Below are 11,542 nucleotides of genomic sequence, written 5' to 3'. Positions count from 1 at the left end.
GGAGAGCACGTGCACGAGGACTACCCGCGTCCCCAGCTGGTCCGCCCCGGGTGGCAGGACCTGTGCGGGCAGTGGCGGTTCGCCTTCGACGACACCGACGCCGGGCGCGGCGCAGGCTGGGCCACGGCCGCGGAGCCGTTCGACCGGACGATCACGGTGCCCTACCCGTACGAGTCGCAGCTGTCCGGGATCGCCGACCCGAGCCCGCGCCCGATCGTCTGGTACCGCCGCGAGGTCGAGCTCGCACCGCCCGGCCCGGGCCGGCGGGTGCTGCTGCACTTCGGCGCCGTGGACCACCGGGCCCAGGTCTGGGTGAACGGCGTGCACCTGGGCGGGCACGAGGGTGGGCACACCCCGTTCTCGTTCGACGTCACCGACGCGCTCGTGGACGGGCCCGCCCAGCTGGTGGTGGTGCGCGCCGAGGACCACGCCGACGACGTCACCCAGCCCCGCGGCAAGCAGGACTGGCTCGACGAGCCGCACGGCATCTTCTACAAGCGCACCACCGGGATCTGGCAGCCGGTGTGGCTGGAAAACGTGCCCGACCCGCACGTCACGCAGCTGCACTGGACGCCGGACGTGCCGGGGGCGGCGGTCACGTGCGAGGTGGCGCTGTCGCGCCGGCCCGAGCACCCGGTGCGGGTGCGGGTGCGGCTCACGCTCGGCGACGAGGAGCTCGCCGAGCACACGGTGCGGGTCGGCCACACGCACTCCCGGTTCGAGATCGCCGTCCCGGCGGCGCGCCACGACATGCACCACGGCAGGCTGCTCTGGTCGCCCGAGCGGCCCACGCTGATCGACGCCGACGTCGAGGTGCTGGACGAGGACGGCGCGGCGGTCGACCGCGTCGGCTCCTACTTCGGCCTGCGCAGCGTCGGGGTGGAGGACGGGCGGTTCCTGCTCAACGGGCAACCCCGGTTCCTGCGCCTCGCGCTCGAGCAGGGCTACTGGCCGCAGTCGCACCTCGCCGCGCCGGACGGGGCCGCGCTGCGCCGCGAGGCCGAGCTGATCAAGGAGCTGGGCTTCACCGGGATCCGGATCCACCAGAAGGTGGAGGACCCGCGGTTCCTGGCCTGGTGCGACCGCATCGGCCTGCTGGTGTGGGGCGAGATGCCCAGCGCGTTCGAGTTCGCACCGCGCACCGTCGAGCGGATCACGCGCGAGTGGATGGAGGTGGTGCGCCGCGACCGCAGCCACCCCTGCGTGGTCACCTGGGTGCCGATGAACGAGAGCTGGGGTGTCTGGCACCTGGCCGAGGTGCCCGAGCAGCGCCACCTGCCCACGGCGCTGTACCACCTCACGAAGAGCCTCGACGGTTCCCGGCCCGTCATCTCCAACGACGGCTGGGAGATCACCGAGACCGACATCTGGGGCGTGCACGACTACGCCGCCCACGGCGAGTCCCTGCGCGAGCGCTACGACGGCCCGGAGGCCGTGGCCCGGGTGCTGGCCGACCGCAGGCCCGGCCGCAAGAAGGTGGTGCTCGGCGATCCCGTCGTCCGCGGCCTGCCCGTGGTGCTCACCGAGTTCGGCGGGCTGAGCTACGCCCCGGCCGCGGGCGAGAAGTGGTTCGGCTACGGCACGGTGGCCTCGGCCGAGGAGTTCACCGAGCGGCTGCGCGGGCTCGTCGGCGCCGTGCTCGACAACCCCGAGCTGGCCGGCTTCTGCTACACGCAGCTCACCGACACCGAGCAGGAGCGCAACGGCCTGCTCACCGAGCACCGCGAGCCGAAGCTGCCGGTGGACGTCGTGCGCGAGATCCTCACCCGCCCGGCCGCGGCCGTGCCACCGGAGGTGGTGGACGCGAACCGGCGCCGGGCGGGTACGTGAGGGCGCTCAGCCCGCGGTCGCGCGGCTCGGGGTGGTCTCACCCGCATCGCGCAGGTCGCCGCCGGAGGTCTCGCCGAGCACCATGATGCAGACCACGCTGAGCAGGCAGCACGCCGCGATGATCAGCGAGACGGGGGTGGTGCTCGCCGAGCCGGAGAGCACCGCGGCGAACGTCACCGGGGCGAGGCCCGCGCCGGTGCCCGCGATCTGATAGCCGAGGGAGGCGCCCGTGTAGCGCGCGCGGGTGGCGAACAGCTCGGCGTAGAGCGCGGCGAGCGGCCCGTGCAGCGCCGCGTGGAGCACGCCCTGCCCGACCACCACCGCCACCCAGAGCAGCAGCGTGGACCCGCTGTCGACCAGCGGGAACAGCACGAAGGCCCAGATGCCGGTGCCGATCGCGCCCGCAAGCACCACGGGCTTGCGCCCGACCCGGTCCGACAGCGCGGAGTACCCGATCACGCCGATCACGGCCACCACCGAGGAGAAGGTGAGCGCGTTGAGCACCGTCTGCCGGGTGAAGCCCACGCCGACCGCGTACGAGATCACGAGCGTGGTGAGCGTGCTCTGCGCGACGAACGAGCCGAAGCCGACGCCGACCGACAGCGCGAGGCTGCGCGGGTGGTTGCGCAGCACCTCCACCAGCGGTGGCCTACTGCCCTTCGCGGACGCCGCCGCCTCCCGGAAGACCGGGGTCTCGTCCACCCGGGCCCGGATGAACAGGCCGACGACCAGCAGCACGGCGCTGAGCAGGAACGGGATCCGCCATCCCCACACCAGGAACTGTTCCTCGCCGGAGATGGCGGTGGCCGCGGCGAGCACGAGGGTGGACACGACCATGCCGGCCGGCCCGCCCGCGTTCGTGAAGCTCGCCCACAGCCCGCGCCGCGAGGTGGCGTGCTCGGCGGACATCAGCACGCCGCCGCCCCACTCGCCACCGACGGCGACGCCCTGCGCGATGCGCAGCACCACCAGCAGGATCGGGGCGAGCGCGCCGATCTGCGCGTAGGTGGGCAGCAGGCCGATGAGCACGCTGGCCACGCCCATCAGCGACATCGTGACCATGAGCATCTTCTTGCGCCCGACGCGGTCGCCGAAGTGGCCGAACAGGATGCCGCCGAGGGGGCGGGCGAGGTAGCCGGTGGCGAGCGTGCCGAAGCTCGCCACCGTGCCGACCAGCGGGTCGAGGTCGGAGAAGAAGACCTTGTTGAACACGACCGCGGACGCGGTGGCGTACAGCAGGAAGTCGTAGTACTCGATCACGGTGCCGATGAAGCTCGACACCACGGCACGCCGGAGCTGGACGGGGTTGTGAGCGGGGTGCGCCATTGCGATGCCCTCTCGGGGGGATCGGAGTGGCACGGACTTTATGCGTGATCGACACGACCGTCAACGAGATGTCGAACGACGCCCCGAGCTGCGAGGATGTCGGAATGACGAGCAGTGCCCGGCCCCTCGGGCCGGCCGGGGGCGCGGACGATCCGTCCGGCCTCCCGCAGGTCCGGCCGCAGACCCACGTGCTGATGTTCTGCGGGATCCACCTCCTGCAGCCGGGCACCGCGATCGCCACCGCCGGGATGATCGACGTGCTGGCGCGGGTCGGGGTCGGGGAGCACGCCTCGCGGGCCACGGTGGCCCGGATGACCACCCGCGGCGTGCTGGAGCGCCACCGCCGCGGGCGTCGCGTGTTCCTCTCGCCCACCCCGTCATGGCGGGTCGCGCTGGAGGAGGGCGGGGTGCGCGCCTGGCAGTCGCCGGTCAACCGCACCTGGGACGGGCAGTGGACGCTGCTGGGGTTCTCGCTCCCCGAGACCAGGCGGGCCGACCGCCACCTGCTGCGATCGCGGCTGCAGTGGGCGGGCTTCGGGATGCTGCAGAGCGGGCTGTGGGTGGCCCCGCGGGCCGTCGACGTCGAGCGCCTGCTCGCGGAGCTCGACGTGCTCGCCCACGTCAAGGTCTTCCGGGCCCACGTCGATGCGCCCACCCGCGTGGCCGAGCTCGTCGAGGACGCGTGGGACGTGCCCGCGATCGCCCGCGGCTACGAGGAGTTCCTCGCCCGCTGGGACCACCCCGACCCGCTGAGCGGGGCCCCCGACGACCTCGCGCGCCAGCTGTGGCTGCACGGCGAGTGGAGCCTGCTCGCCCGTCGCGACCCCGGGCTGCCGGTGGAGTACCTGCCCGCCGACTGGCCCGCGGTGCGCGCCGAGCAGGTGGCGCTGCGCCTGCGGGCGCGGTACGAACCCGCTGCCGAGGCGGTCGCCGCGCAGCTCGTCGAGGTGTCCGAGGTGCGGTCCGTGGTCGACGGCCGCGGAGCCCCCGGCTGACCTCCGGGGCGCGACTCAGTCGCGCAGGTGCGCGAGCGCGCCGATCAGGCGCTCCTCGATGTCGGCGGGCCACGGGAACGCCACGGTGACCGACTGCTGGTGGGCCAGCCCGTGCAGCCCGACCCACAGGGCCACCGCGTCGGCGCGCGGGTCGGTGCTCGTGGCGACGCCGGCGTCGACGCAGGCGCGCAGGCAGTCCATGATCAGACCCAGGGTGTCGCGCCCCAGTGTCAGCATGTCCTCCTCGGTGATCGAGCTCGTGCCCAGGTCGGGCATCCAGAGCCCGCCGAACATCGTGCGGTAGCGCCCGGGACGTTTGCGGGCGAACTCGAGGTAGGCGGTGCAGACGGCCACGAGCCGCGCCCGCGGGTCGGCCTCGGCGGCGTCGTGCGCGGCGCGCAGCTCCGTGTGCAGCTCCCCGAACGCCTGCTGGACCACGGCGAGCATGACGGCAGGCTGGTCGGGGAAGTGGCGGTAGATCGACGGTGCGGTGATCCCGACCCGGCGGGCGACGGCGCGCAGGGTCACCGCGGTCTCGTCGCCGGTCTCGTCCAGCAGCGCGACCGCTCCGGCCACGATCTCGTCGCGCAGCCGCCCGCCCTCCCCGCGGCGGTTGCGGGTGCGGGTGGTGGTGGCGGCCTGTCCGTCCGGCATTCCCTCAGCTTACATGGCGAAGCTTACAGGCGTTTACCTTGCGAGCCGGGAGCGGACGAGCGTAGGTTTACGCATGTAAGCAAACAGCTGTTGAGGAGTCGTCGTGGAGAAGGCCACCGTCATCACCGAGGTCGTCCTGCCGGGCCGGGTGGAGGTCGACGGCCTCCAGCTGCGGGAGCGGGAGCTCCCCGCACCCGCCGCGGGGCAGGCCGTCCTGCGCATGGACGCCACCGGCGTGTCGTTCGCCGAGCAGCAGATGCGCCGGGGCAAGTACTTCGACCAGCCCCCGTTCCCGTTCGTGCCCGGCTACGACGTGGTCGGCACGGTCGTCGCCACCGGGCCCGGGGTGGACCCGGCGATGGAGGGACGCCGGTACGCCGCCGCCACCAAGGTCGGGAGCTGGGCGTCCCACCAGGTCATCGACGCCGCCGACCTGGTGCCCGTGCCGGACGGCGTCGACGCCGTCGACGCCGAGACCGTGGTGGTCAACGGGATCACGGCCTGGCAGATGCTGCACCGCGCGGCCCGGGTCCGGCCCGGGGGCACCGTCGTGGTGCTGGGCGCGAACGGCGGCGTCGGCACCACGCTCGTGCAGCTGGCCCGCCACGCCGGCATCACGGTGATCGGCACCGCGTCCACCCGGCACCACGAGGCCGTGCGCGCGCTCGGCGCCACCCCGGTGGACTACCGCGACCCCCAGCTGTACCAGCGGATCCGCGAACTCGCCCCGGGCGGCGTCGACGCCGTGTTCGACCACGTCGGCGGCCCCGGCATCGTCGACTCGTGGCGGCTGCTGCGCCGCGGCGGCACGCTCGTGTCCTACGGCACCGCCGCCACGAAGGACGAGGAGGGCGACTCGCGCCTCCCGGTGCTGAAGCTGCTCGGCCGGCTGGTGCTGTGGAACGCGCTGCCCAACGGCCGCTCGGCCACGTTCTACAACTTCTGGGCGGGCAAGCGGCGTATCGACGCCTTCCGGGCGCGGCTGCGCGAGGACCTCACGGCCGTGTTCGGGCTGCTCGCCGACGGCGTGCTCACCGCGCAGGTCGCCGCGCGGTTCCCGCTGTCGGAGGCCCCGGCCGCCCTCGCGCTGGCCGAGTCGGGCACCGTCGCAGGCAAGGTCGTCATCGTGCCGGACGCTTGAGCGGGCTCACCCCTCCGTCGGCATCACGACCTCGGCCACCCGGTAGGACGTGCCGGCGAGCGCGTCGGTGAGCATCGCCTCGATCATCGACTTCGGCACCAGGCACTCCGAGCAGTCCGCGCTCCCCGCGCCGATCCGGAACGTCAGGTCGCCGGACGCGGTGACGTCCCAGGTGGGCGCGAATCCGTCGCGTTCGAGCGTGGCGACGATGCCGCCGAGCGGGCCGCGCAGGTCCTGCGGGTCGGCCCGGCCGGCCGCGCCGGGCCGCGGCACCGCCACCAGCGGGGGCCGGTCGCCGCGCGGCCCGAACGTGTCCACCACCGCCGACACCCCGGAGTTCGAGGCGCCCGCCACCACGACCTGCACCGCGTCGGGCGAGGTGAGCACGTGGAAGAAGTCGGTGGCCGGGTCGACGCGCTCGTCGGGCACGGCCTCGGGGTGGTCGGAGGGCAGCCGCCACGACGTGGTGCTCGAGATGGCCGTCTTGCCGACGGCGTCGAGCTCCTCGCGGGACAGCTGCGCCGCCTCGAACACGAACTCCCGGATCGCGGGCTTGTCGAAGCCCTGCCCGGCCAGCAGGTGGGCGTGCTCGGGGCTCAGCACGAGGCAGGTGGAGATCGTGCGCTGCAGCAGCGCGCCGGTGCGGGCCACCGTGCCGGCGAAGTCACGCAGCAGTTGCCGCGCGTCCGAGGTGTGCCGGGCCTCGATCTGGGACACCGACCGCATCGTCATCGCCGTGACGGTGCTGTCGTCCGGCCCGAACCCGAACTCCTCGTGGAACGCCGGCCACGGGCTCTCCTCCTGGTTCTCCCCGATGCAGCACGTGTACTTCGCCGGGGTGCCCTGCGTCGCCTGGTCCAGCGCGTGCGGGCGCAGCCCGAACACGTTGATCGCCGCCAGCCGGATCGCCCGCCCGATCGTGGCGTTGGCCCGGAACCCGGAGCCGAACACGTTGCCCCGGCTGTTCACCCCGAGCTCCGCGCGCACCGGCCCGTTCACCAGGATCAGCGGCGCGGTGCCCGTGGTGCTCTGCCAGATGCCCTTGCCGGTGTACCCCTCCGCGTTCAGCGAGTCCCACACCGCGAGCACCACCGGCAGGTACTCGGGGCGGCACCCGGCCATGGCGGCGTTCAGCGCCGCCATCCGCACCGTGCACTCGCGGCCGATCTGCGGCATCGCGAGCAGCACCTCGTCGGGTGCGCGGTCGGTGTGGGCCAGGAACGCGTCGAGCCGCTCCGGCGTGCAGGGCACCACCGGCAGGCCGTCGGTCCATTCCTGGTCGTAGCAGAACTCGACCGCGTCCACGAGCGCGTCCACCACCGCGCGGTCGTCCTCGACCGTCATCCCTCCACCCCCAGCAGCTCCAGGATGCGGGGGAGCATGGTGGCCACGCGCTCGCGCACCTCGTCGCGCGACAGGCTGGCCACCGGGTGCTCCGTCACCACGTAGTCGAACCCGGGGAAGCCGTACGAGCGCGCCATCGCGTCAGCCGCGAGGCGGAACGGCTCGGTGCAGATGCTGACGGCCGGCACGCCGGCACGTTCCAGCAGAATCCCGTCGGCCAGACTGGCCGCGCTGCACGAGCCTCAATCACCGACCGCCGTGACGGCGAAGTTGCATGTGGCGACGATGCGCTCCACCTGGGTGCGCTCCACCGGCGTGCCGAAGTAGCCCTTCGTGAAGACCTTCACGTCCTTCAGCCGGAACCGCTCGGAAAGCTGGCGGCCGACCTCCTCCAGCAGCAGCGCCGCGTTGGGCTTGCCGTTGTCCAGCAGCCCGAGCGTGGCCCCGTCCAGGGTGGCGAGCCGCGGGGCGAGGGCGCGGTCCTCGCTGCCCTCCACCTCGCCCGTCGGGTCCAGGATCACGCGCGCCCAGTCGGTCACCGTCACCTCCAGGTCGGGTACGGCGACCGTAGGCAGCGGATCCGGACGCCGTCGTCGGTCGCGAGTGCGTCCGCGCGTACGACGAATGACCCGGTCCGCGCGACAGGAGCGCGCTGAAGAACCCCGCCCTACTGCGCGACGCCCAGGCGGCCACCTCGCTGCGTTGTCGTCGTCGCCGGTACAACCCGGTACAGGACTCCTCCTCCGCCTTGCGATGCGGCCACCTGTCCGCCGCTCGCTACGGCCGCGGTTCTTCAGCACGCTCCTACCGCCGCGGCGCGTACACCCGCACCCAGTCGACCTCCAGGCTGACCTCGGCGGGCGTGGTCTCGTCCGGCGCGAGGATCCACTCCTCGTACGGGCCCATGTCCAGCTGCATCGCCAGGTGCATCGAGCCGGTCGGGATGACGTTGCGGTCGGTGGTCTCGAACTGCTTGACGCCGTCGACGTACCAGGTGATGCGGTTGGGCAGCCAGTCCATCGCGAACGTGTGCCACCGGCTGAAGTCGCCCGACACCTTGTTGCCCGCGAGCTTGTTCTGCGCCGAGAAGTGGATCACGAAGTGGGCCTGCGAGCGGTCCTCGCGGGGCACCTCCATCATGTCCAGCTCCCCGTCGGCCTCCTTGTCCAGGGAGTCGGGCCACAACAGGATCGCAGAGCCGCGGCCGCGGCCCTTGTCGGTGCGGGCGCGGAACTCCCACCGCCCGTAGGTCTGGCTGCGCTCGTGGTTCATGCCGCCCGAGACGTTGCCGCGGGCGGTGATGCGCAGCTTCCCGTCCTCCACCGTGATCGCCTCGGGGCGGCGGAAGCCGTTGCCGAACCCGCCCACCGAGTTGTAGCGGTTCCACACGGCCGGGTCGAGCCGCGTGCCGTCGAAGTCGTCGCTGAACACCAGCCGCCAGTGCTCGCGGGAGGCGCGGCCGGTGTGCGGCGAGCGCGCGTCGTCGACCACCGTCTCCGGCACGGCCGTCGGCGGGGGCGACGGCGCCGGGAGTGCCTCGAACAGATTCGGATCGGTCTCGTCGGCCCCGCAACCGGCCACCAGCACCATGACGGCACCGAGCAGCGCACAGCAGACGCGCCGCGGAACCCGGGACATCCTGCCTCCTCGACGTGCACGCCGGAGGGGAGCACGGGGGAGCTACCGGCGTGCGCGGATGACCTTAGCCAACCGTGAGGAAGTGGACATAACGGGTGCGCGCGCCCGGCGTCCGGCGGCGATACTCGGGGGCATGGATGGCGAGCCACTCCTGCCCACCGCGCTGCGGACGTTCATCGACGCGACGAACGCCGGCGACTCGGACGCGTTCGTGGCCGCCTTCACCGAGGACGCGGTCCTCGACGACTGGGGCCGCGTGTTCCGGGGCCACGCCGGGATCGCCGACTGGAACCGCACCGACAACATCGGCGTCGGGTCGCAGTTCGAGGTGGTGGGGCTCGAGCGCACCGCTGACCCCCACCGCCTCGTCGCGACGCTGCGGGTCACCGGGGGCGGCTACAACGGCACCGGCCCGATCACCTTCGAGTTCCGCGGCGACCGGATCGCCCGGGTCGAGATCGCGCCGGCCTGACCCGTGAGTGGATACGGGTGCTCCGGCACTCGTATCCACTCACGGGTTGTCAGCGCACGCCGAGGCTCGCCATGAACGCCGCGGGGTAGCGGTCGCCCCGCGCCGCACCCGCCGGCACCGCCGCCTCGATCGCGGCGAGGTCGTCGGCGGTGAGGTCCAGCGCCACCCCGGGCAGCGCCTCGCCCAGCCGCTCCCGCGTGCGGGCCCCGACCAGCGGCACGATCTCCGGGCCCTGCGCGGCCACCCAGGCGATGGCCAGCTGCGCCACCGTGCAGCCCTTCGCCTCGGCGACGCGGCGCAGCGCCTCCACCAGCGCGAGGTTGTGCTCCACGTTCTCACCGGAGAACCGCGGGCTGGCGGCGCGCATGTCGCCCGGCCCCGCCGTGCGGCCGGGCGTCCAGTGACCGGACAGCAGGCCGCGGCCCAGCACGCCGTACGCGGTGAGGCCGATGCCCAGCTCCCGCAGCGTCGGCAGCACCTCCGCCTCCAGGGCGCGGGACAGCAGCGAGTACTCGATCTGGACGTCGGCGATCGGGTGCACCGCGTGCGCCCGGCGGATCGTGGCCGCGTCGACCTCGGAGAGGCCGATGTGCCGCACGTACCCGGCCTCGACCATCTCCGCGATCGCGCCGACCGTGTCCTCGATCGGCACCGCCGGGTCCAGGCGGGCCGGGCGGTAGACGTCGACGTGGTCGGTGCCCAGCCGGGTGAGCGAGTACGCCAGGAAGTTCTTCACCGCCTCGGGCCGGTTGTCCTGCGGGCCGAAGATCGGGCCCGGCCCGCGCATCTGCCCGAACTTGACGCTCAGCACGTAGGAGTCGCGGTCGCGGCCGCGCAGGGCCTCGGCGACCAGCAGCTCGTTGTGGCCCATCCCGTAGAAGTCGCCGGTGTCGACCAGCGTGACGCCCGCGTCCAGCGCCGCGTGCACGGTGGCAATGCTCTCCGCGCGGTCGGCCGGCCCGTACCCGCCCGACATGCCCATCGCGCCGAGGCCCAGCGCGCCGACGGCCGGTCCGGTGCGTCCGAGGTTTCGTGTCTGCATGGCTCCACCGTGACCCCGATCCGGGGTGGGCGGGAGCGGAGCGTTCATCGTGGGAGCGCCGGTCCCTGGATGTGCCGGCTGCGGCGGAGGAACATCGGAAATGTGCAGCGTGACGAGCTCGCCGACTTCCTCAAACGCCGCCGCCAGGCGATCCGGCCCGGCGACGTCGGTATCGCCGACGGTCCCCGCCGGCGCACCTCGGGCCTGCGTCGGGAGGAGGTGGCGATGCTCGCCGGCATGTCGGTCGACTACGTCGTGCGGCTCGAGCAGGGCCGCAGCAGCCAGCCCTCCACCCAGCTGCTCGGCGCGCTGGCCCGGGCGTTGCGCCTGTCCGAGGACGAGCGCGACCACCTGTTCCACCTGGCGGGCCACCGGCCGCCCGCGGCCGACGGGGCGGCCCGGTTGGCGCGCGCGGGCCTGCTGCGCATGCTCGACCTGCTCGGCGACACCCCGGCCGCCGTGCTGTCCGACCTGGGGGAGGCGCTCGCGCAGAACCGCGCGTCGGTCCTGCTCGGGGGCGACCTCACGCGTCACCCCGGCGACGCGCGCTACGCCGTGTACCGCTGGTTCGCCGACCCCGCCACCCGGGCCGGCCGCGCGCCGGAGGAGCACGAGCACAACGCCCGCCAGCTCGTGGCCGACCTGCGGGCGGTGGCGGGCCGCCGGTCCCGCGACCCGGATGTCACGGGGCTGGTCGAGCGCCTGCAAGCCGTGAGCGCCGAATTCCGCGCGCTCTGGGCCGAGCACGAGGTGGCCGTGCGGCGCGCCGACCGCAAGACGTTCCTGCACCCGCGCGTGGGCCGGTTGTGCATGAACTGCGAGACCCTGATGACCCCGGACCAGCGCCAGCAGCTGCTCGTGCTCACCCCGGCCGACGCCGACGCCCGCGAGCGGCTGGAGCTGCTGCGGGTGCTGGGCACCGAGGATTTCCCCGCGGGGGCCGGCGCGCATCCGTGACGGAGCCGGCGACGCCGGCCGCGTTCCGCAGTGAGGATGTAGGTGAGCCCCGCAGCGGTCGTTCTGACCCAGCGTTCCGCTGACCGTGGTGTCCTTGTTCCGATCCGTCGGACGTGCCGCTGCGGGGCTCGCCTGTGCACTCA

General features: G+C 73.4%; 11 protein-coding genes. 5 read left to right on the top strand and 6 right to left on the bottom strand.

What is annotated here, in order from left to right; all coding sequences use genetic code 11:
* The first annotated feature begins 9 nt into the window (after positions 1 to 9).
* Entirely contained in the window at positions 10 to 1,830 is a 1,821-nt protein-coding gene (locus ACFPL3_RS38665) for a glycoside hydrolase family 2 protein (RefSeq protein WP_343946151.1), read from the top strand.
* A gap of 6 nt (positions 1,831 to 1,836) precedes the next feature.
* On the opposite strand, the gene ACFPL3_RS38660 is transcribed toward ACFPL3_RS38665, so the two are convergent.
* On the bottom strand, positions 1,837 to 3,156 hold the full coding sequence (locus tag ACFPL3_RS38660) for an MFS transporter (RefSeq protein WP_343946152.1): 1,320 nt from the start codon (positions 3,154 to 3,156) through the stop codon (positions 1,837 to 1,839).
* 104 nt (positions 3,157 to 3,260) lie between these two features.
* On the opposite strand from ACFPL3_RS38660, the gene ACFPL3_RS38655 reads away from it, so the two are divergent.
* Positions 3,261 to 4,151: a PaaX family transcriptional regulator gene (locus ACFPL3_RS38655; protein ID WP_343946153.1), complete on the top strand. Its 891-nt coding sequence runs from the start codon at positions 3,261 to 3,263 to the stop codon at positions 4,149 to 4,151.
* 15 nt (positions 4,152 to 4,166) lie between these two features.
* Here the strand turns inward: ACFPL3_RS38655 and ACFPL3_RS38650 are convergent, their stop codons facing one another.
* Positions 4,167 to 4,805, bottom strand: a complete 639-nt coding sequence (locus ACFPL3_RS38650; RefSeq protein WP_343946154.1) for a TetR/AcrR family transcriptional regulator — start codon at positions 4,803 to 4,805, stop codon at positions 4,167 to 4,169.
* Positions 4,806 to 4,908: 103 nt separating this feature from the next.
* Here ACFPL3_RS38650 and ACFPL3_RS38645 point away from each other — a divergent pair, with 103 nt between their 5' ends.
* Positions 4,909 to 5,946 carry a medium chain dehydrogenase/reductase family protein gene (locus ACFPL3_RS38645; protein ID WP_343946155.1) on the top strand — a complete coding sequence of 346 codons (1,038 nt, stop codon included), beginning with the start codon at positions 4,909 to 4,911 and terminating at the stop codon, positions 5,944 to 5,946.
* Between the two features lie 6 nt (positions 5,947 to 5,952).
* Here ACFPL3_RS38645 and ACFPL3_RS38640 read toward each other — a convergent pair whose 3' ends face one another.
* The 3 genes from ACFPL3_RS38640 to ACFPL3_RS38625 form a co-directional block, all read right to left on the bottom strand.
* The gene (locus ACFPL3_RS38640; protein ID WP_343946156.1) at positions 5,953 to 7,290 is read right to left on the bottom strand and encodes a hypothetical protein; all 1,338 of its coding nucleotides are present in this window, start codon (positions 7,288 to 7,290) and stop codon (positions 5,953 to 5,955) included.
* A complete protein-coding gene (locus tag ACFPL3_RS42120; protein ID WP_465269449.1) occupies positions 7,287 to 7,811 on the bottom strand; it encodes a UGSC family (seleno)protein in 525 nt (174 codons plus the stop codon). The genes ACFPL3_RS38640 and ACFPL3_RS42120 overlap by 4 nt, the downstream gene beginning before the upstream one ends.
* A gap of 283 nt (positions 7,812 to 8,094) precedes the next feature.
* Complete coding sequence (locus ACFPL3_RS38625) at positions 8,095 to 8,928, bottom strand: glycoside hydrolase family 16 protein (protein WP_343946159.1); 834 nt, start codon at positions 8,926 to 8,928, stop codon at positions 8,095 to 8,097.
* 133 nt (positions 8,929 to 9,061) lie between these two features.
* Between ACFPL3_RS38625 and ACFPL3_RS38620 the strand changes: the two genes are divergently transcribed.
* A complete protein-coding gene (locus ACFPL3_RS38620) occupies positions 9,062 to 9,400 on the top strand; it encodes a nuclear transport factor 2 family protein (RefSeq protein WP_343946160.1) in 339 nt (112 codons plus the stop codon).
* Positions 9,401 to 9,449: 49 nt separating this feature from the next.
* Here the strand turns inward: ACFPL3_RS38620 and ACFPL3_RS38615 are convergent, their stop codons facing one another.
* Positions 9,450 to 10,442 carry an aldo/keto reductase gene (locus ACFPL3_RS38615; RefSeq protein WP_343946161.1) on the bottom strand — a complete coding sequence of 331 codons (993 nt, stop codon included), beginning with the start codon at positions 10,440 to 10,442 and terminating at the stop codon, positions 9,450 to 9,452.
* Positions 10,443 to 10,544: 102 nt separating this feature from the next.
* Here ACFPL3_RS38615 and ACFPL3_RS38610 point away from each other — a divergent pair, with 102 nt between their 5' ends.
* Positions 10,545 to 11,399 carry a helix-turn-helix transcriptional regulator gene (locus ACFPL3_RS38610; RefSeq protein WP_343946162.1) on the top strand — a complete coding sequence of 285 codons (855 nt, stop codon included), beginning with the start codon at positions 10,545 to 10,547 and terminating at the stop codon, positions 11,397 to 11,399.
* Positions 11,400 to 11,542 lie beyond the last annotated feature (143 nt).

The organism is Pseudonocardia zijingensis (assembly GCF_042657305.1).
GTDB classification, from domain to species: domain Bacteria; phylum Actinomycetota; class Actinomycetes; order Mycobacteriales; family Pseudonocardiaceae; genus Pseudonocardia; species Pseudonocardia zijingensis.
Note: the sequence above shows the minus strand (reverse complement) of the source record. Positions and strands in the feature narration are given on the sequence as shown.